Source organism: Streptomyces sp. B21-105 (genome assembly GCF_036898465.1).
Classification (GTDB): Bacteria; Actinomycetota; Actinomycetes; order Streptomycetales; family Streptomycetaceae; genus Streptomyces.
In genome coordinates, this window is sequence record NZ_JARUMJ010000001.1 from 2,969,524 (window position 1) to 2,990,165 (window position 20,642).

The 20,642-nt window shown below is 67.6% G+C and carries 13 protein-coding genes and 3 pseudogenes; 3 read left to right on the top strand and 13 right to left on the bottom strand.

Features of this window, described 5'->3' with window-relative positions; genetic code table 11:
* Positions 1–183 precede the first annotated feature (183 nt).
* Positions 184–606: an aggregation-promoting factor C-terminal-like domain-containing protein gene (locus tag QA802_RS13375; RefSeq protein WP_319169710.1), complete on the top strand. Its 423-nt coding sequence runs from the start codon at positions 184–186 to the stop codon at positions 604–606.
* Positions 607–804: 198 nt separating this feature from the next.
* Here QA802_RS13375 and QA802_RS13380 read toward each other — a convergent pair whose 3' ends face one another.
* From QA802_RS13380 to QA802_RS13390, 3 genes are all read right to left on the bottom strand, one after another.
* On the bottom strand, positions 805–1,191 hold the full coding sequence (locus tag QA802_RS13380; RefSeq protein ID WP_334521658.1) for a PIN domain-containing protein: 387 nt from the start codon (positions 1,189–1,191) through the stop codon (positions 805–807).
* Entirely contained in the window at positions 1,188–1,451 is a 264-nt protein-coding gene (locus tag QA802_RS13385) for a hypothetical protein (protein WP_334521661.1), read from the bottom strand. Before QA802_RS13385 ends, QA802_RS13380 begins: the two co-directional genes overlap by 4 nt.
* A 98-nt stretch (positions 1,452–1,549) precedes the next feature.
* Positions 1,550–2,806 carry a cytochrome P450 gene (locus QA802_RS13390; protein ID WP_334534592.1) on the bottom strand — a complete coding sequence of 419 codons (1,257 nt, stop codon included), beginning with the start codon at positions 2,804–2,806 and terminating at the stop codon, positions 1,550–1,552.
* A gap of 196 nt (positions 2,807–3,002) precedes the next feature.
* Here QA802_RS13390 and QA802_RS13395 point away from each other — a divergent pair, with 196 nt between their 5' ends.
* On the top strand, positions 3,003–4,172 hold the full coding sequence (locus QA802_RS13395; RefSeq protein ID WP_334521663.1) for a steroid 3-ketoacyl-CoA thiolase: 1,170 nt from the start codon (positions 3,003–3,005) through the stop codon (positions 4,170–4,172).
* Here QA802_RS13395 and QA802_RS13400 read toward each other — a convergent pair.
* The 4 genes and pseudogenes from QA802_RS13400 to QA802_RS13410 all read right to left on the bottom strand — a co-directional run.
* Positions 4,156–4,440: a DUF397 domain-containing protein gene (locus tag QA802_RS13400; protein ID WP_334521665.1), complete on the bottom strand. Its 285-nt coding sequence runs from the start codon at positions 4,438–4,440 to the stop codon at positions 4,156–4,158. The genes QA802_RS13395 and QA802_RS13400 overlap by 17 nt on opposite strands.
* Positions 4,400–4,528 (bottom strand): annotated as a pseudogene (locus QA802_RS41545) (XRE family transcriptional regulator); the annotation flags it as partial. The pseudogene QA802_RS41545 and the gene QA802_RS13400, both read right to left, overlap by 41 nt.
* Before the next feature lie 11 nt (positions 4,529–4,539).
* Positions 4,540–5,736 (bottom strand): ISAs1 family transposase, encoded by a 1,197-nt coding sequence (locus tag QA802_RS13405; protein ID WP_334518335.1) that lies wholly within the window; start codon positions 5,734–5,736, stop codon positions 4,540–4,542.
* Between the two features lie 73 nt (positions 5,737–5,809).
* Positions 5,810–6,172, bottom strand: a pseudogene (locus QA802_RS13410) (DUF5753 domain-containing protein); the annotation flags it as partial.
* 128 nt (positions 6,173–6,300) lie between these two features.
* Between QA802_RS13410 and QA802_RS13415 the strand changes: the two are divergent.
* Positions 6,301–6,674, top strand: a pseudogene (locus tag QA802_RS13415) (transposase); the annotation flags it as partial.
* Here the strand turns inward: QA802_RS13415 and QA802_RS13420 are convergent.
* The 6 genes from QA802_RS13420 to QA802_RS13445 all read right to left on the bottom strand — a co-directional run bounded on the left by QA802_RS13420 (position 6,601) and on the right by QA802_RS13445 (position 20,114).
* Complete coding sequence (locus QA802_RS13420) at positions 6,601–7,449, bottom strand: ISAs1 family transposase (protein ID WP_334521667.1); 849 nt, start codon at positions 7,447–7,449, stop codon at positions 6,601–6,603. The pseudogene QA802_RS13415 and the gene QA802_RS13420 sit on opposite strands and share 74 nt — an antisense overlap.
* A gap of 558 nt (positions 7,450–8,007) precedes the next feature.
* A complete protein-coding gene (locus tag QA802_RS13425) occupies positions 8,008–8,526 on the bottom strand; it encodes a hypothetical protein (RefSeq protein ID WP_334521669.1) in 519 nt (172 codons plus the stop codon).
* Between the two features lie 26 nt (positions 8,527–8,552).
* A complete protein-coding gene (locus QA802_RS13430) occupies positions 8,553–15,509 on the bottom strand; it encodes an RHS repeat-associated core domain-containing protein (RefSeq protein WP_443042275.1) in 6,957 nt (2,318 codons plus the stop codon).
* 174 nt (positions 15,510–15,683) lie between these two features.
* Positions 15,684–16,970, bottom strand: a complete 1,287-nt coding sequence (locus tag QA802_RS13435; RefSeq protein WP_443042276.1) for a LamG domain-containing protein — start codon at positions 16,968–16,970, stop codon at positions 15,684–15,686.
* Positions 16,971–17,366: 396 nt separating this feature from the next.
* On the bottom strand, positions 17,367–17,810 hold the full coding sequence (locus QA802_RS13440) for a hypothetical protein (protein ID WP_334521678.1): 444 nt from the start codon (positions 17,808–17,810) through the stop codon (positions 17,367–17,369).
* A gap of 90 nt (positions 17,811–17,900) precedes the next feature.
* On the bottom strand, positions 17,901–20,114 hold the full coding sequence (locus tag QA802_RS13445) for a bifunctional glycosyltransferase 87/phosphatase PAP2 family protein (protein WP_443042105.1): 2,214 nt from the start codon (positions 20,112–20,114) through the stop codon (positions 17,901–17,903).
* Between the last annotated feature and the right edge of the window lie 528 nt (positions 20,115–20,642).

Sequence of the window (20,642 nt, forward strand, 5' to 3'; positions counted from 1 at the left end):
AAGGGGTCTTTGCGGACAGCGGCCGATCCTGTTTCTGTGGATGACGTCGCACGGCGCCGACGAGCCCACGGGCCTCGGCGCCGCGGCATGCAGCCACTCACCGCACACCACGCGGTGCGGCCACGCACCGCGTGACTCCGGCATGCAGGCGACCGCCACCGTCCCCGAAAGAAAAGGTTCTTCGTGTCCGTCTCCGTCATCCGTCGCATCGCTTCCCCGAAGAAGGCCCTCACCGGCATCGCCGTGGCCGCCGCCGCCGCGGGTATGGCACTGTCCGCCGCCCCGGCCCACGCCGCGACGACGTCCGTGTCCTCCGCCTCCAAGGCCCAGGCGATCGCGCACAAGATGATCCCGGACGCCGCGCAGTACAAGGCCTTCTCCAACATCGTCAAGCACGAGAGCGGCTGGGACGTCGACGCCACCAACGCCTCCTCCGGCGCGTACGGCCTCGTCCAGGCCCTGCCCGGCTCCAAGATGGCCTCGGCCGGCTCCGACTGGAAGACCAACGCCAAGACCCAGATCAAGTGGGGCCTGGACTACATGAACTCCCGCTACGGCAGCCCGGTCGGCGCCTGGGCCTTCTGGCAGGCCAACGGCTGGTACTGAGCCCCGCCGACCACACCGCCTGCACGAACCTGCACCGCTGCACCACCTGCGCCGCCCGCACCCCTGGCACCACCCGCGTGAGCCCCACCGTGCGACCCGCGCTTCGCGCCCCGATACGCGCCGAAGGTGACGCCCCCGATCCCCCGGGCCGTCGCCTTCGGCGCACACCGCGTGCTTGCGCACCCGCGTGCGACCGGCTCAGCGGTTGAGGTCCAGCACGGGCACGCCCCGCCCCTCGTACGCCTTCGGGTCCACGGTGGCGACAAGCGCTTCCGCACCCCATTCAGGCAGGTTGTGGGCGGCATGCATGACCGCCCCGACCCCCGCCGGGACGCCGTCGCGATGCAGTCGGGCCACCGCAAGCACCGCCGTGTAATCGAGGTCCACGGTGTGGAGGACCTCCAGTTGGCCGATGTGCTCGGCGATCCCGAAATGCTCGCGGTCCGCCTCCAGGACCGACAACGTCGGCACCCACAAGCGGGTCTCCGTCTCGAAGTGCGCCCGGTGGATCAGCGCGGACACCTGCCGGTTGCCGGACAGGGCCAGAAGCGTCGGCGCGTCCAGAACGAGGTGGTGGAGGATCACGCGACGGCGTCCTGCTGCCGGGCAAAGGCCTCCCGGAGCCTGCGCCCCATGGCCGCGCTCTCGTCGTCACTCACGTCGACACCGAAGTGTTCCGCGAGGTAGTTGCGGGTCCGCTCCGCCCGCTCCCGCCGCTCCTCGTCGGTCAGCGTCGATTCCGCGAACTCCTGAACCAGGGATCGGATCGACGTCCCCCTCGACTCGGCGATCACCGCCAGCCGGTCCCGCACCTCGGCGGGAACACGAATCATCGCATCGCTCATACCGGGAGTATACGGCCGCGTATACGCCCGGCACCCGTCCCATGGCAGACCCGCCCGCAACAGACCCGCCGACAGTAGATGCGCCGGACAGCAGCCCCCTACTCCGCCGCGACCCTCAGCTCCTTCACCCCGTTGATCCAGGCCGACCGCAGCCGTCGCGGATCGCCCACCAGCTTCATGCCGGGCATGGCGTCGGCGATGGCGTTGAAGATGAGGTTGATCTCGAGGACGGCGAGCGACTTGCCGAGGCAGAAGTGGGGTCCGCCGCCGCCGAACCCGAGATGCGGGTTGGGATCGCGGGTGACGTCGAAGGAGTCCGGGTTCTCGAACACCTCCGGGTCGCGGTTGGCGGAGGCATAGAAGATCCCGACCCGGTCCCCCTTCCTGATCAGCTTGCCGCCGAGCTCGGTGTCCTGGGTGGCGGTCCGCTGGAAGGCGACGACGGGCGTGGCCCACCGCACGATCTCCTCGGCGGCGGTGTCGGGCCGCTCACGCTTGTAGAGCTCCCACTGCTCGGGGTGGGTGAGGAAGGCGTGCATCCCGTGGGTGGTGGCGTTGCGGGTCGTCTCGTTTCCGGCCACCGCGAGCATGAGGACGAAGAACCCGAACTCGTCGGAGTTGAGGTTGCCCTCGTTCTCGGCGGCCACCAGTGTGGAGACGATGTCGCGGGCGGGGCACTGCTTGCGCTCCGCTGCCATGCCCATCGCGTACGCGATCACCTCGGCGGCCGACTGCCGGCCGACCTCGGCGGTGATGGCGTACTCGGGGTCGTCGTACGCGATCATCTTGTTGGACCACTCGAAGATCTTCGCGCGGTCGTCCTGGGGGATGCCGATCAGCTCGGCGATGGCCTGCAGCGGCAGTTCTGAGGCGACGGAGGTGACGAAGTCGAAGGAACCGCCGGAATCGCCGGAACCGTCGCCCTGTTCGCGCGCCCGCTCGACGATGTCGACGGCCCGCGCCCGCAACCGCTCTTCAAGGCCCCGGATGGCCCGCGGCGTGAACCCCCGCTGAACGATCTGCCGCACGCGCGTGTGCTCGGGCGGGTCCATGTTCAGCAGGATGAACCGCTGGGCGTCGATCGAGGCGCGCTCGACGTGCTCGTTGAACCGGATGATCGCGGTGTTGAGGTAGGAGGAGAAGAGCTCGGGATGCGTGGAAACGTATTTCACATCCGCGTGCCGGGTGACCGCCCAGTACCCCTCATCCTGGAAGCCGGCGACGTTGCCCGACTGCGGGACCCAGCGGACCGGCTCGGCCTGCCGCAGTGCGGCGAACTCGGGCAGGGGCACATGGTGTTGCAGCAGGTCGGGGTCGGTGAAGTCGAACCCGTCGGGAAGCGCTGGACAGTGCATCGGCGGCTCCAGCCATCTGACGATGCCGACTGCGTTCGGCATCCCGCAGAATCTGACGTGTCATCAGAAACAGATGGCGAGAAGGTAGTTCAGGAGCCTTGAGGCTGCAAGACCCTTGCGGTGACGCACATCACGTCAGCAGACTGCACTCAGCAGAGAACTAGAACACGTACTAGTTCCGAAGGGATCCGCACCCATGGCCGCCGAACCCGTGATCGTGGAAGCAGTCCGCACCCCCATCGGCAAGCGCGGCGGCGCGCTCGCCAACCTGCACCCCGCCTATCTCCTGGGCGAGACGTACCGCGAACTCCTCGGCCGCACCGGCATCCCCGCCGACGCCGTGGAACAGATCGTCGGCGGCACGGTGACCCACGCCGGCGAACAGTCCATGAACCCCGCCCGCACCGCCTGGCTGACCGTCGGCCTCCCCTACGAGACGGCGGCGACCACCGTCGACTGCCAGTGTGGCTCCTCGCAGCAGGCTTCGCACATGACCGCGAACATGATCGCGGCAGGCGTGATCGACGTCGGCATCAGCTGCGGCGTCGAGGCGATGAGCCGCGTCCCGCTCGGCTCGGGCTCGAAGCACGGCCCGGGAAAACCGTTTCCGGACGAGTGGAACGTCGACCTCCCCAACCAGTTCGAGGCGGCGGAACGCATCGCGCGACACCGCGGCCTGACCCGGGCGGACGTGGACGGCCTCGGCGTCCTCTCCCAGAACCGGGCGGCGACGGCCTGGTCGGAGGAACGCTTCAAACGCGAGACGTTCGCCGTGCAGGTGCCCACGACGGAGGACGAGCAGGCGGCGGGCCAGGGCATGTGGCGACTGGTCGACCGTGACGAGGGCCTGCGCGACACGTCTCCGGAAGCCCTGGCAGGCCTCAAGCCCGTGATGCCGACGGCGATCCACACGGCCGGCAACTCGTCGCAGATCAGCGACGGCGCGGCGGCGATCATGTGGGCGTCGAAACGAATGGCACGTGCCCTGAAGCTGAAGCCGAGGGCACGGATCGTCGCCCAGGCCCTGGTGGGCGCGAACCCCCATTTCCACCTGGACGGCCCGATCGACGCGACCCGTGCGGTACTCGGCAAGGCCGGCATGACGCTGAAGGACATCGACCTGGTCGAGATCAACGAAGCGTTCGCGTCGGTGGTGCTGAGCTGGACGAAGGTCTTCGACGCCGACCTGTCCAAGGTCAACGTCAACGGCGGCGCGATCGCCCTCGGCCACCCGGTCGGCGCGACGGGCGCCCGCCTGATCACCACCGCCCTGCACGAACTGGAGCGCACCGACAAGGAGTTCGCCCTGATCACCATGTGCGCAGGCGGCGCACTGGCAACAGGCACGATCATCCAGCGCCTGTAACCCACTCCAGAAACCGCGAGAACCCGGCGGGCCCAACAGTCAACACCGGGCCCGCCGACGTCTTGGAATCACGAACAGCAACAACGGCACCTGCCTCAGCAACAGGCTGGGCGATTTCCACGCAGTTCCCGCCCTGGTCGCCGCTGTAGCTGGACTTACGCCAGGTCAGGGGCCCGACCGGAGCACATTCAACGCACTCCCCGCCCTGGTCGCCGCTGTGACTGGACTTACGCCACTGGATCCCCGTCAGAGTCACGTCGCTCCCCATAGCGCTCCTCCATCACTCGCCGGATCAGCTCCGCAGAATCCTTGAGGGAGAGAGCGGCAGCCCGGAGATGATCGTAACGGAGTGAACAGCAGGGCTTGATCAAGTTCCGTGAGTGTCCGGGTTGTTGGTGATGCCCAGGATGGCGAGTGCTCGTTCTGGTTCGTGGCGGAGGGCTCGGGTGGTCTTGGCGATGTTGTCGGCTCCGAGGATCTTCAGGGTGCCGATGGCGAGGTTGCGGATGGTGGCCATGGCGCGGGGTGCGGTTCCGGCGTGAATAGTCGAGGCGTCCTCAGCGAACGTGACATCTCGGATGTAGTGGGAGGAATTTTCGATTCCCCAGTGCTCGCGAATGGCGGCGGCGAGGTCGGCGGGGCGGGTTTGATGGGCGGCGAGGCTGGTGACCGCGTAGACGTTCTCGCGGGTTTCGGGCCGGCCGGTGGGCTTGCGGCGGCGGTGGACCCGGATGGCGAGGTGGGCGTGGGGGAAAGCGATGCCGCCGAGGTTGTCGGCGATGGCGCAGGTCTTGATCGAGCGGGACTCGCGGCGGCCGTGGGCGGTGGCGGAGGCGGTGTGCTGGACCTTGATCGATGTCCAGGGCAGGGCGGCGAGCTGGGCGTAGGCGGTGGGCTGGTTGGTCTTGATGACGGCGATGTAGTGGGCCTTCTTCGTCTCGACCAGCCAGGTGATGTTGGCCTTCACCGAATGGAGGGCATCGAAGGTGACGACGGTGTCGGCGAGGTCGAGTGGTGCCAGCAGGGGCTTGAAGTGGCGCACTTCGTTGGTCTTCGCACCGACTTCGACCTGGGCGATCGTGGCGACGCGGTCGTGGGTGACCGCCGAGAGCAGGTGACGGCGCGGCGTGTCCAGGCGGGCTGAGCCCTTGAGGGCCTTGCCGTCCACGGCGATGACCTGCCGCGCTCGGGCCTCGGGCACGTCCGCGGACGCGGTGATGCGGTGCCGGTCGGCCAGGTAGGCGCCAACGGCCTGGTCCAGGGCGTCGCCGTCAAGTGCCTGAAGGACGCGTCCGAGAGTGACCGGTTTGGGGCTGCGCCGCCAGCCGAGCAGGTGACGGCGTACCCCGAGGGACGCCAGCAGCGAGTTCGTGGCCCGCTCGCCGAACTCGGCGAGTTCGTCGATGCTCTTCGCGCCGCAGACGGCCGCGCAGGCGCACACCAGCAAGATCGCCGTCAGCGAGTACCACCGGCCCCGGCGTGAGCGCGGATCCGGAACCGATTCGAGGTAGGGACGCAGGTCAGCGATCCGGTCCGCATCCAGCGGCCCCAGCTTCTCCAGCACGGCAGGGATAGGGGAAGATGCAACAGCAGGCACGGGACGTCCTCGTGATCATCTGGCTTCGACACCACAATGATCACGAACCCCCGTGCCTGCTCTGGTATCCGCCCCTACCGGCCTGATCGCCAACCCTCCACGCAATCACGGAACTTGACGGAGCCCTGAGTGAACAGTCCTTGACGGTGTCCGGGTTTGCGCTCGGATAGCCGATGCCATAACCCTCGGTGTAGACGATGGCAGGGTCGCCAGTAAAGCGAAAGATGGTGAACGCGCCTTGAGTGCCAGGGTGCGCCCCGGCGGCAAACGGCAGCACCTGCACGTTGATCCGAGGGTTCCCCTCGAACGACAACAGATGGGCCAGTTGCTCGCGCATGACGGCCCGTCCGCCGATCTCCTGCCGGAGCGCCGCTTCGCTCAACACCAGCCAGAACACGGGGGGGATCCGCCTTGCCGAAAATTATGGAAGATGCTCAGATGACCAGCAACAACGTGACCGAGGCCGAGTCCGTCGAGCCGTCTGAGGCGGTGCCGGCAAAGTCTGTGGACGACCGGCCGATTGACGAGCTGATGGGGCCGGGCTCAGGCCGAGGGTCTTCAGCTGACCGGCGAGGGCGGCCTGCTCCAGCAGCTGACCAAGCGGCTCCTGGAGTCCGCTCTCGGGGGCGAGATCACCGACCATCTCGGCTATGACAAGCACGACCCGGCCGGGAAGAACGGCGGCAACGCACGGAACGGCACCCGGGCCAAGGCCGCGTTGACCGATGTCGGCCCGGTCGAGATAGCCGTGCCCCGCGACCGGGACCGCAGCTTCGGGCCCGAGGATCGTCAAGAAGCGGCAGAAGCGTCTGTCCGGCGTGGACGAGATGGTCATCTCGCTCGCGGCGAAGGGCCTGACGACCGGTGAGGTCCAGGCCCAACTGGCCAGGGTTCTTGCGAAGTCGAATCTCTCTGACGTTTGCGCTGGTCAGCGGGCGATGGCGAGGAGATCGAGCGGGCAGCGAAGGGTTCGTGGGACAGGTCGCGGACGGCTTCGGTGATGTTGGTGGTACCGGTCGCGCGGAGCCTGTTGAGGATGGCGTTGCGCAGGGTGGCCATGTTCTCGGGGCCGTGGCCGGTGTGGATCTGTGAGCGATCTTCGTCCCAGAGGTCATCCCGGATGTAGTGGATCTTGTTCTCGATCTTCCAGTGATCGCGAAGTCCCAGGGCGATGTCCTGCGGTTTTGCCTGCTGGGAGGGCAGGTCGGTGATCACGTAGACGGTCTCACGGGTTCGTTTTCCCGTCGCGGTATCGGTGCGGTGGCGGGTGACTCGGGCGACCTGGCGGACATGGGGAAAGTCCAGGTGGGAGACGCTCAGCACCTGAACGACGCGGGTCTCCTTGCGGCCGTGACCCTCGGTGCGGTCGTAGTGCTTCGTGGTGGCCTTCTTCCAGGGAAGGCGGCGGCAACTGTCGTACAGCGTCGGCTGGTTGAGCTTTACGGTGAGCAAGAAGTGGGCTGTCCTCGACGAGGAACCGCGCGGTCTCGGTCTGGGTGTGCAGCGCGTCCGCGCTGACCCAGGCGCCCTCGATGTCCAGTTCGCCGAGCACGTCGCGCAGGCAGGGAATCTCGTTCGTCTTGTCGGGGATGCGGAGCTGGGCGATGACCTGGTCGTCCTGATCGATGACGGCTGGCAGGTGAGCCGCGGTGCGGGTACGGGTACGCGAGCCCCGCGCACTCTTGCCGTCCGCGGCCAGGCGCGTCGGGCGCGACGAGGCGCCGTCGGCCGGCCGCAGGAGCGCGGCCAGCCCGTCGGGGTGCAGGCGCTCGATGATCCGCCGAAGGGTGTCCACCGACGCGGCCGTCCGGATCCCCAACGAGCCGCGGGCGGGAAATCCCAGGCGGGTCAGGGCGTCCTGGGGCGCCCGACGCAGCCAGTGTCCGATCGCCGCGTACGAGCGGGGCGCCGGTCGCCACCGCGCAGGCAGCCGCCCTGACCAGCGCGATCAACGGATACCGCCGGCCGCGACGATCACGCGGATCAACATCCTCCACCATGCCGTCACCCGACGGAACGACAGAGCACGACAACACGGACACGGACATGGAAGACTCACGAATCACTGAAGCTCCGTTGCGGGCAAGGGACTTGGTAGGTCACTTGCTGCAACGGGGCTTCAGCTCGTTCGGTCACACCCCTACCGACCAGCCACTACGCAAGATCGACTCGACCTTGCAAGAGCCCTGCAGGAAGCCCTACCAGAAACAAACTCTGGTGGGGTTTCGCGGTTTCCAATCAGTCAGGCAGCGGAGTTGCACAATCTTTGCCAGACATTAGAACCTGGAATCCATCCAACTCGCTGTCCGCCCCCATTCCAAGCCTATCGGAAAATTTAGCAGAAAAGAACGATACGTAGCCTGTGTACATGTCTGGATCCATCAAAATCGGCGCCACGGAGACGCGGGCTACTAGCGCTGATTCACACGGCAATGCATAGGCTGCATAGAGTGCATCCCAAGCAAAAGCAATACCCCGCCTCATAAGCGCATCGACACGCGCTTTACCCACCGCTTCAATATCTAGATCAGGAATCCCTCGCCCATTGACAGCCAGCTCATAACTTCCTGCATCCGCGAATGCCGACCGTTCGCCAAAGTAGGAATCGCGAAATTCGGCGAGCAGGGTGGCGCCGTCATCGGTCACCCAGCCTGCATAAACGACGGACTCCAGGGGAGAATACCTGTCCGACGCGCGAACGCCGTTCACGAAGTCGTCCCCTAGCATCTCTCGAAAATCTCGGCTGATTCTCACCATGAAGCTCCTAGCTGCAAACTGTAGCGTCACGGACAACCCGTCGCACCGAGCTGTGCGCGTCCAAATATATCAGTACCCTTGGCGAGACCCTTTGCGAAATCCGGATAATTCTTCCGCAGATCCTTCTTCAGGCTATTCGACATCCCATCGAACTCGCCAGTTTCCGGGTTAAAATGATACTTGGGAGCGGCGCTAGACTTGACGCCATTGATCTGCTCCTGGAAGTGCATTTGAACGCCGCTCGGCGAACCTTCGATATCGATTCTGTACGGTCCACGTTGCCAGACAGTCATACTCTTTCCAGTGAGATCGACTGGATCGCCACCAGCGTTGTGCACCAATACTGGCGTAGCCCCCGCCAGCACATAGTACGTGTGGAGGTCGTCGACGGTCAGGTTGTACATGTCCGCGGAGCCGACTTGGTCGTTGACCGCAACAACCTGGACGTGGCTGTCAGTAACGGTGTTGAGCAGGTGGCCCGGCCGCAGGTGAGCCGCGTCTGTCCAGGTGTGAAGAGTGTCGTTCCAGAAGGGGTGCTTGGCGGTGGTGTGGATCGTCGAGGTACGGCCATCGGCAGTACGGACTGTGACGTCAACGAGGTCGTAGTCGTGGTTAACGAGGCGGGCAATTACAGACCGTGAGCCCTTGTGTTTGCCGGTGCTCGGGTCGGCAGCCTCAACGTCGTCCCCAGGCTTTACCTTGCTGATCGCCTTGGTCTTGCCGTCTTTGAGCAGAACCGGCGTGTCGGGCGAGAAACTGCATGCAGCCTTGAGGAAGTTAGCGGCGGCCACCTCCGCCTCTGCCGCTGCCGCAGCCGTGGCAGTGGCACCTCGCGCTTTGAGTGCCTTGGCGACGGAGCGGAAGGCCGCCCCGACCAGCATGAGGACGTCGGACACAATTGCCTCGCCGCAGTCGCCGCGACCGGTGAGACAGTGAATGTTCGCCTTGATACCCCACGGGTCGTTTGCGCTGCTGTGCGGGTCCCTGATCAGCCCCGCACGAGCGGCCGTATCACAGAACGCCTCAATACCGTCGCGAATGCCGCACTTGTGTTCCGCCCAGCGCGCCAACATGTGAGCGTAGCTGTCCGCATCGGGACCACCTACCCCATACCCCCGGTAAAAGAGCTCGTCCCTTGTCGGAACGACCTCTCCGGCGACAACAAGGGGCTTGCTGCCACCACTGCCCCCCGACGCCGTACCGCTTGTAGCCGGCAGTTCGGTAAGGCCTCCCCCATTGCGCTTGCGGGCGTTGTCGCGATTCGTCGCGGTGTGGGTTCCTCCCTTGCCGCCGCTGTCGATGTAGCCGCCGCCGTTGTCGTCCGGAAAGATCTTCCTGCCGTCGGGGTCGGAATAGGTGACAGGGTTGTTGTTGGCGTAGGCGTAGCCGTTGAGGGACTGGTGCTGGTCGAGTGAGAGGACGGGGTCGACGCTGATGAACTGGCCGATGGACGGGTCGTATTCGCGGGCGCCGATGTGTGTCAGGCCGGTCGTGGCGTCCCGTGTTTTGCCGAGGAAGCCCTTGTCGTCGGGCCAGGGGCCGTACAGCGGGGCGCCGCGGTCGCTGCCGAACGGTGTCGTGTAGCGCTTGGTGAAGGTCTGGTTGGCGTCCGGGTTGAGGGCGAGCGACGAGGTGTTGTGCCGGTCGCCCGTCAGGTAGCTGAGCTTGTTGGTGCCCGACTGATTGGTGCGGACGGCCGCCGTGACATCGCCCGCCGCGTAGTAACGCTGCGCCCACATGGTGCCGTTGGCGCGAAGGTGGAGTTCCGTGGCGCCGGCGTACAGGACTCGCTCACCGTTCTGCGTGTTGCGGATCAGCAGGGAGCCGTCGGGGGAGTACAGGTAATCCGTCGACGCGCCGTTCTCCGTGAGCTTGCTCAGCTGGCCCTCGGTCGACCACGCCAAGGTCTGGGCTCCGCTCGCACCAGGGCGAACCGCCGTGTTGCCGGACTTGTCGTATGTGTAGGTCCGCTCCGGGGCTGTGCACGTGGGCTTGGTCGTGGTGCCGGTCAGGGTGTGCGGCTGGGCGGTGTTGGCGTAGCAGTAGGTCGTCTTCGTGTCGCCGGTGCCCTTGTGGACCGTCTCGCTGGTCCGCTGACCCGCTTGGTTGTACGTGTAGGACGACCAGTACGGGGCCGGGCCGGACAGGCTGGACGCGCTTCGGGCGTCGGAGCACTTCTGCGAAGCGGGTGTCCAGGCCTCCGTCATGCGCTGGTGGCCGTCGTACGTGAAGCATTGTGTGTCGGCCGAACTCGCGCCGCCCAGAAGAGCCGGATCGCTGATCGCCGTGACGTTGCCGGTCTGGTCGTAGGTGTAGTTGAGGTCCTGCAACATGTAACCGTGCGTCTGGTCCGTGACGTGGCTGCGAGTCAGGCGGCCGGTGCCTTCCTCGAAGTTGTTGGCGACGAAGAAGCTCTTGCTGTCAGTGCCGCCTGTTCCCAACTCCAACAGGTTGGGCTGCGCGAGAGGCGAGTAGTCCACGTCCCGCAGATAGCCGGTGGCGCCGCGGATCGACGTCACATGGCCCAAGGGGTCGTATCGATACTCCATGCCCTCGGACGGCAGCCCTCCGAGAGCCGGCTCCTTCACTGCCTTCAACGTGCCGTTGATGTTGTAGTACGTCTCGAATGCCAGGGTGGACGGCGCTCCGGCCTTCACGAACGGGTCGCTCGCCGGCAGTTGCAGCTGGGTGGCGGTAGCGCGGTTGAGATTGTCGTACGCGGTGACGGTCTGCGTGTACGCCGCTCCGGACTTGCCGCCCACGTACCTGGTGGAGGAGGTGGGCTCACCCTTGAGGGGGGCGTCATAGGCGAAGGCGGTGAGCTGGGTGGCGTCCGTCTTGGAGTTCTCCCAGGTACCGGTGGGGCGGCCCAGTTCGTCATAGGCGGTCAGGATGGACTTGCCTCGTGAATCCGTGGACTTCACCGGGCGGTCGAGGACGTCGTACTCGGTGGTGGTGGATCCCTTGTCTGGGTCGACTGCGGTCACCTGGCGACCGAACAGGTCGTAGCCGTATGACCATGTGACGTCGTCCGGTCCGGTGATCGTCTCCTGCTGTCCGTCCGGGCCGTAGGTCAGCTTCGTGTGGGTGTACGGAGCCCCGACAGTGCTGCCGAAGGAGGCGTCGGCCGGGCTCGTGCTCGCGTACTCACGTGTCTCGGTCGTCTGGCCGCGCACGTCGGTGATCGTGCGGTGCGCCGAGCCGCCCTCGAGCGCCGTCGTCGCGACGGAGTCACCGGTGTAGCTGGTGGCAGTGGTCCACTTCTTGACGCCGAAGACGTACAGACTGGTGCTGGTGGCTCGGCCGGCGCCGTCGAACACCGTCTCTGCCTGAGTGGGGGCCTCACCGTTCTCGGCCCTGGTGTACGTGCCGTTGGGCGTGCTGGTGTTGTCGAAGATGTCGGCGTGCGTCTCGTACGCCAGACCACGCGTGTCATACCGCGTGTCGGTCAGGAGCCGACCGCCGTCGGGAGTCGGTGACTGCGACTGCAGAGGACGCAGAAGGGCGTCGTAGAGCGTGTAAGTGGTGTTGTAGGTTTCGCCGTCGTTCTTCAGGGACGAGGACGAGACCCACGACGGCTTGGTGTTGTCCAGGTGATAGGCGAACTTCTGGTTCGGCTCCTGACTCCCGCTCACCCGGTTCGGCAGCCAGACCTGGGTTGTGCGGCCGAGCGCGTCGTAGCTCAGCTCGGTCTTCTTGCTGTTGACGTCGTAGACGCGCAGCGGTTGACCGCGGCGCGGGTCAAGGAAACTGACCGTCTTGTAGGTCTTGGGGTCGGTGGTGACGGTCCGGGTCAGCGGGCCTGCATCGACGGGAGTGTAGGCGAGCAGGGTGGGAGTGTTCGTGGTCGCGTCGCTGACGCTCAGGGGCCGGCCCAGAGTGTCGTATGTCGTGGTGGAGATCTTCTGCCATGCGCTCGGCAGACGGTCGCCGTTGGCGTCCGCGGTGGCTGCGTACCCGGTGGCGCGGCCGGTCCAGGTCGGCAGCCCCACAGTGGGCTTCTGAGACGCCGACCAGGCCGTCGCATTGTCGGTGTCGTACACGGTGCTGACGTCGGCCATCACATCGCCGCGCGTGGGCTTCGCCGGGTCCATGGCCGCGGGCAGAGCCAACGAGCTGTCCGCCGTCGCGCAGGTACGGGCGACCGCGCGGGTGCGTGACACCGCACTGGTGATGCCGACATCGGCGTTGCGGGCGTACCAGGTGCGCGTGCAGGTCTCGTCCGAGGTCTTGCCCACCTCCCCGGCGTCTTCCACCGTGACCGGCATGCCGTAGCTGTCGAATGACGTGCTGGTCAGGCGCTCGCGCCAGGTCTTGGAGGTGGTCAGGTAGGTGTAGCTGTGCACCTTCTGCGTACGGACGTAGCGTGCGACGTGGTCGGCGGCGCCGGGCGGGGTCTGCCGTGCCGTCTCCTGTGACCAGGGGTCGTTGACCGCCGCCGCGATCGCCGTGGAGCCGTCGTAGGTGACCTGTTCGCGCAGTTGCCCTGCGTACTCGGTCCTGTCGGTGACGGAAGCCGCTCCAAGGGCCGGTGCCTGCAGCGGTGCGACGGAGACGGACTTCGTGGTGCCGTCGCTCTTCTCGTCGCCGTGCATCCCCTGCAGGAAGAGGGAAACCGTCTTCGAGCGGGTTCTGTCTGTCGCGCCCGTCCATGCCGTGACCTGGGCGTATCCGCGCCATTCGGACCAGGTGCGCTCGGCCTTCTTCGTCATCGGATCGTCGTTGTGGTGCCAGGCGGCGCCGCTGTAGGAGTACGCGTTCTCGACCGTCTCGTTGGCGGCGGTCGGGTCGGAGACGGTGACGGCCAGCACCCGGTACTTGTGGAACCAGTCGATGGAGGCGTTCTCTGCGCCGTTGATGTGCCAGAACTGCGGGTAGCAGGACCGGGTGTTGGTGTCGGGCGCCGCGTTCAGCACCTGGCTGCGCACGCACTCCTCGCCCGAGAGGGTCACTGTGGTGATCGCACCGGTCTCGGAAGTGACGGTGTTGATGCGCGGGCGGGTCAGGGGGAGGATGTCGTCCGTGGCGTCGACCCGGTTGGGCCGCATGTGGTAGGTGAACGTCACCGGCGCGAGCGTGATGGCCTCGTCGCCCGCCTTCGCGGTGCGCGTGAGGGACTTCAGGATCAGTACCTGGTCGGAGCTGTCACCGATGTCACCGCCGTCCAGGTACTCCTCCGTCAGGTCCCAGGAGTCCACGGCGTCGTACGCGGTCGTGGTGGCGTTGTAGGAGAAGGTGTCGATCCCGGTCAGGCGCTTGCGGGAGAAGAAGGACGGGCTGGACGCGTCGCAATCGTCGTCGTCCTTGGAGCAGATCGCGTCGAAGGGGACGTCGGGCCAGTTCTCCGAGGTGTCCTTGGTCAGGCTGGAGCAGTCCGAGGCGGTGCAGCGTTCGGCGTAGCCGAAGGTGACCTTCGCGTCGGGCTTGTCGGTGAAGAGAGCACCCTTGCGCAGTCCGTATTCGATGCGGCTCAGGTAACCGCCGCGCGTGTAGGCCGCGTTGGCGGTCTCGGACTTGTTCTTCTTGTAGTAATTGGTTTCCTTCGCGTACCAGTAGGTGGCCGCGTTGCCTCGGGTGTCCTCGACGTAGTCGAGGTTCCACCGCCAGGCCTGGTCGAGGGCGCGGTCGGCGAAGGCGTCGCCGCCGGAGTAGCCGGGCTCACCGGAGTCGTCGCCGAACACCGGCACCGTCAAGACGGAGTTGGTGCGCTGGGCGTCGGCGCCGTCGAGCTTATTCTGGCCGAACACGTACTTGGTGCCGTCGCCGGTGACGACGGTCCAGTACTCACCGTTGTCGTCGCCGTTGTCCGCGCCGGTGGAGCGCGTCACCTTCGAGGCGTCGTCGTTCTCCAGCCGCCACAGGCCGTCGTCGTCCTTGACCAGCTGCGAGGACTTGCCGTTCAGCACGATGCGCGCGTTGTCGTACTTCCAGCAGGAGTCGAAGACGTCGTCGTGACCGTCGTCGTCGCACGATCCGTAGGAGCGCTCGATGTAGGACTCGGTGACGCCGAAGCCCTCACCGACCGAGGTGCCCTGGTTGTTGGAGGTGGCGGTACGGCCGTCCACGCTGCCCGAGTCGTACGAGAGGGACAGCGGCGGCTGCGGGCCTGCGGCCGCCGGAGGCAGCGTGAAGTCGTACGACCAGGTGAAGGAGCCCGAACTGCCACCGGACTCCCAGGACGAGGACGCCGAGAGCGGCGTCGCCGCGTAGTTTCCGGAGCCTTTCGGGGAGGCCCCGGAACCGGGTGCGGCAGCCGTCACGGCCAACACGGTGGCGGTGGGAGCAGCAGCACTGCCCGACGCCTTCATGAGTTGCGTGGCAGGTCCGCTGCCGGCCTCGGCGAGACTCACGTTGGCTGACACAGACTGACGCTCGAGGTCGTTGTCCGACACCAGCGGACGCTGCTTACGGCACTCCGGCTTCTCGGGCGTCGTCAACGCGCAGGCGGGGAGCTGCACGACACGCAGCCGCTGGGACCAGCCGCCGCCGACGGCGGAAGCGAAGCCGCTGTAGTCGACGCTGACCTTCGCGTCTCCGGCGCTGTCCGCGTCAGCGGTCAGCAGAACGCCGGTGATGCCTGCCTCGCGGGCGGCCTTCTGGTCCAGCATCGTGAGGCGCGTCTTGCCGCCCGCGGCCCCTTTCCCGGCGGTGAGCGGCGCGATCGTGACCGGGACACCGGCCGACTTGGCATCGGACGCTTTACCGGCCGTGAGTCCGAGGGTGGCCTCGCCCTCGCCCGGCCAGGCCGCTGCCTGCTCCTTACGAGCCCGGTCGGCTTGGGCCTTGTTGGTCTTCTTGCCCTCGGCCACCTTCGCACGTGCCTCTTTGGCACCGAGACCGTCCAACGCCTGGACCTTGCTCACCCGAGACTCGGGCACGTCCGGTCGTCCCAGGCCGGTGGCCTCCGTGGCCTGGGCCAGTTGCGCTGCTCCCAACGGCATCACGAGCGCCAGGGCCAGAGACTGCACGAGCATCCGGCCCATCGGGCGTCGTGTCACGTCACCCAACACTCTCGACGTGCCCCTGCCAAAGATCATGTGTTTCCGCCCCACCCGGTCCCGTTGTGAAGAGTTTTCGCAGTCGGCGCGGACTGCTGCGTGTGCCGCGCTCTGTCTGTGGGTGAGGCCAGCGGCCGCGGCCTGCTCACCCGGCGGCTATCAGTCGCCTATTGTCTGCTCGACCTGTTCGAAGCCGGCCATCGCACCGGCCCAGAGCCGCACTTCCGCGACGCCTCCCGGCAGGTAGTGCTTCCACGCGTTGCCGCTGAACCCCTTGCCGACGGCGAAGTCCCCCGTGCCGATCTTGGCGCTGAAGGCCTGTTCCTCGCCGTTCGGGACGGCTCCCAGATAGAGGCCGATCGTGCCGTCCTGGGCGTTGGCGACACCGGTCATCCTGACCATGCCGTCCAACAGCGCGTTGTCCTCGGAGGCCACCGCACTGAAGATGCCGTCGGCGTTCAGCCGGCCGAAGCGCCAGAAACCCTTCGGGACGGTTTTCTCCTCCCCAGCCTCCTCGTCGAAGACAGTCACCTTGTCCGTCAGCTCGTACCAGAAGCCCCAGGCCGAGCCGTCGGACGTCCGCTGGCCGAGCACTTGACCCGTGTAACCCGCCTGCTTGTCGAGCAACTTGGCACCGTCCACGGCCGCCAGGGCCGTGACGGTGAACGAACTGGTGTCGTCCACGACGGGACCGGCCGTGGTTGCCGCGTCGTCCACTCCGTCCGCCACGATCGACTCACCGTCCAGCGAGGCTCCACCACTGAGGGCCAGCGACTGGCCGAAGCCTGACGCGGTGTCGGCGATCGTGGTGCCGACACCCTTGTCGGCCGACCAGTCGGCGACCAGTTCCACCCCGGCGTAGTTCTTCGACCTTAATGCCCGTGCCGTCGTCGCGATCTCCTCGTTGGCCGCGGCCTCCGGCGTTTTGACGACGAACACCGGCTGGAAACTCTCCGGGGTCGCGGTCACCTGCAGATCGACATCCGGCAGGACGTCGTCGTAGACGGCCTTGGCCCCGTCCAGCCGCGGGGCGGGCAGCTTGCCCGGCCACTGCAGTTCGAGTGAGGTGCCCTCACCCGCGATCCGCGCCAGCGGAGCCTTGTCGCCTCCGGCCGAGAAGGCGATCGACACTGCGGCAGCCTTCGGCCCCACTGAGCCGTCGGAACGTTTTTCCAGTGTCGCGTTCGGCGCTTGCCAGCCACCGCCCGGCTTACTGACCCGCACAGGGACGACGGACTGCTCGAGCGTCAAGGTGAACCCGTCGGGGTTGGCGAAGGTCGTCGTACGGTCCGTACGCTCACCCGCCACCTCCACACGCTGGCCGGAATCCTCGGCCTCCGCCAACGCCTGCTGCACTTCGGTCAGGGACGCTGAGTCCGCCTCAGCGGGAGCGGCAGCGGCTAGTTGACCTGGCAGCACGAGCACACCCGACAGCACGACCAACACGGCCGTGGCAGCTGACACACACCTGCCCCGCTCTGGGCCAGGGCGTTTGGGCACGCCAGATTTCCCCCGCAAGAACCGCACAGAACCCCGCCCCCAGAGTCACAAGATCTTCAAAAAAGTAAGCGCATTCAAGCCCTCGCCTCACCTTGCGTCAAGGGCATATGACGATGCGCAATCGCGCCCGACGCGCCACTTGGCTGGAATTCGCGCCACAAAACCGAACAAGGGTCAAGCACAGAGACCACCTCACGGCGCCCGTTGGCCGAAAGCGGACTGACCTCGTCTGTGGCGGCTTCCGCGTGGCGGCAGTGTCGACCTCTGCTCTTCCCGTGGGCGGGGGCGCAGCCGTCCGCGCCGTCTTCGGACGTGACCGGGACCGCCGACCGTTGAGCGACGTCAGCGGGCGGTCTGCCGCCTCCGCCAGAACCGCCGGACCCGGACGAACGTGGTCCAGCAGGCCGCGAGGAGGCTGCCCGCGGCGACGAGGGAGAACAGGACCAGCGCCGGATTGATCCAGACCGGGACCAGGTCGTAGGACTCGTTGCATTTGTTGTGCAGGGGGAAGATCTGCATCGACTCGCGCAAGTGTTCGCCGCGGTAGGCGCCGTCATAGGGCTGTCCGCGCAGGGCGCATGTCTCTCCCACGTCCAGGCCGCCGGAGACGGCTCCCCAGATCCAGGTGAAGAACGTCAGTGCGCTGGACAGTACCGAGAGCAGGAGCCAGAGGACGGGGTTGCGCCGGCGCCCGCGGCTCGCTCCCACGCCGGCAGGTCCGGCAGCGGCCTCGACCCCGGCCTGGCCCCCGGCAGCCGCAGTGATCTCGGGCTCGTCGTCGCTCATGCCGTGGCGCCCACCCGAACTCGAACTCCCCTGTCTGCAGTCACCCGGGGGAGGGTACAGGGGGTGGGCGGCGGTAAGGAGGTGGGGTGATCATCTCGGGGCCGGGTCCTTGCGCGGCGCCGACGTCCGCGCCCGCGCTGGCGTCGGCGTCGGCGCCAACGGCGGTGCCGGATCGTCCGCCGTGCTCCCGCTCGCCGCCGAACCCGCCGCCGAACCCGCCGTCACCCCCGTCACCGCCGCCGTCTGGGCGCGGGGCCCCAGCAGCAGGTAGGACAGGCCGAAGCCGGCCAGTACCACCGCTGCGCCGCCGGCCGCGTCCAGCACCCAGTGGTTGCCGGTGGCCACGATGGACGAGGCGGTGAGGAACGGGTGCAGCAGGCCGAGGGCCTTCACCCACCGTCTCCGGGCGACGATCGCGATGACCATGCCGCACCACAGGGACCAGCCGAAGTGCAGGGACGGCATCGCCGCGTACTGGTTGGTGAGCGCGGTGAGGGTGCCGTAGTCCGGCTTGGAGAAGTCCTGGACGCCGTGGACCGTGTCGATGACGCCCAGGCCCGGCATCAGGCGCGGCGGGGCCAGCGGGTAGAGCCAGAAGCCGACCAGCGCCAGCAGGGTCGCGAAGCCGAGGGACGCGCGGGCCCAGCGGTAGTCGGCCGGACGGCGCACGTACAGCACGGCGAGGACCGTCAGGGGGACGGCGAAGTGGAAGGAGGTGTAGTAGAAGTCGAAGAAGTCCCGCAGCCAACCGACCCCGGCCACCCAGTGGTTGACCGCGCGCTCCACGTCGATGTGCAGCAACCGCTCGCTGTCGAGGATCTGCTGTCCGTGCGTCTCCGCGCGCGCCCGTCCGCCGGAGTTCGTGCCGCCGGTCGCCGCCAGCCGGACCTGCTGGTAGGCCGCGTACGTGACGCGGATCAGCAGCAGTTCCAGCAGCAGGTTGGGGCGGGTCAGGACGCGCTTGAGGAACGGCAGCAGCGGCACGCGCCCGAAGCGGGCGGGGACCGGCGGGGCGTGCTCGGCCGGAATCGGCTTCCGGTAGTAGGGGGACGTCCGCGGCAGGAAGGGGACGAGCGTGGCGGCGGCGACCGCTGCCAGCAGCACCGCGTTGTCGCGCAGCGGGTCCAGGGCCGCCGTGTGGGGCAGCAGCATGTCCCCGGGGAGCGTCATCACCATGATGACCGCCACCGGCCAGAGACAGCGGCCGGAGGCTCGCCTGCCGACCCGGCCGACCACCGCCGGCAGCACCCACAGCAGCTGGTGCTGCCAGGTCGTGGGCGAGACGGCGATGGCCGCACAGCCGGTCACGGCGACCGCCAGCAGCAGTTGGCCGTCGCGTGCGTAGCGGACCGCCCGGCGCACGCCGAGGCTCGCGACGGCCGCGGCGAGCGACAGGAACAGGCCGATCTCGAGCGGCCCGGAGAGGCCGATACGCAGCAGGGCGCCGTGCAGGGACTGGTTGGCGAGGGCGTCCGCGTCGCCGCCGAGGCCGGTGCCCGCCAGGTGGTGCACCCAGTAGATGTACGAGTCGCGCGGCATGGCCGCCCAGGTGAGCAGCGTGACGCCGGCGAAGACGGCACCGGAGGCGGCCGCGGCGCGGCGGCGGCCGGCGAACCAGAGCAGTGCGGCGAAGAGCAGGACCGCGGGCTGGAGGGCGGCGGCCAGGCCGATGAGGGCGCCGGTGGCCCGCCAGTCCCGTGCGACGAAGCAGCCGAGGACGACGAGCAGGACCGGGATGATGCTGGTCTGGCCCAGCCAGAACGCGTTGCGCACGGGCAGCGACAGCATGAGCAGGCTGGTCGCGACCGGTGCGGCGAGCAGTGCGGTCCGTCTGCCGGGCGGCCGGGGCAGGTTGCGGGCGGCGATCACGCCGAGGGCGGCGACCAGCAGCAGCGTGCCGAAGGTCCAGCCCCAGCCGAGGGCCTGCTCGGCGGCCCGGGTGAGGGGTTTGAGGACCAGCCCGCCGAAGGGGGTGCCGGTGAAGCGGGTGGAGCCGTAGAGCGAGCCGTTGACGTGCAGTACGCCGTCGGGTCCGACCCAGGTCTCCAGGTCGGTCAGCCGTTCCCCGCGCGGGGTGCCGAGGACGACAACCACCTGGCGTACGGCGAGGAGGGCCGCCACCAGCCAGAGGCCGAGGCGGACCGCACGCAGACGCGCCCCGGCAGGGTCGACCGTGACGGCCGGGTCGACCGTGACGGCCGGGTCGACCGTGGCGGCCAGGTCGACTCGGCCGGCCGGGTCGGCCCTGCCGGCCGCCGGTACGAAGGGTTCCGCCGTCCGCCCGCTGTGTTCCGCATTCGCCACGCTCTGTGGCCTCCCGCCCGTTCGTTCACGCGCGCTGCGCGGGATCGTGCGACGCCTCTCCTGAAGCGCACGTCTCCCCCACGCACACGAAGAACGCCGGCCCCCGTTCCACTCGGCGTTTTCGCTCCTTTTGCCCGGTAGAGGATAGTGCGTCCGGCGGACCGGTCGCCTCCGCTAGGCTGCTCGCCAGTTGCCCGCGAGGGGCGGAATCCGGATCGCCGAGAGAACGGAATGGGCTCTCACGCCGCACCTTTGTGGCACCCCAGGTGGGGTGGGCGTACGGAGAGTGCTGGGGTGATGTGACGTGTGGTGTGTTTACGGCGGCACTTCCACCGCCTCGCCCGCCTCGCCCGACGACCGCACTCGGGCAGCCGACCGCTCTCCTTGCTCCGAACGGGTGCATTCCGGCCGTGGGGAGCCGTACGGCGCGGGCGGACGGGCGTCGTCCGTGGCGGGCGTCGTTGACACGGCTTGTTAGCGCGTCTAACCATTTGTCACCGACATGCCGTCCGACATGTCAGGCACACG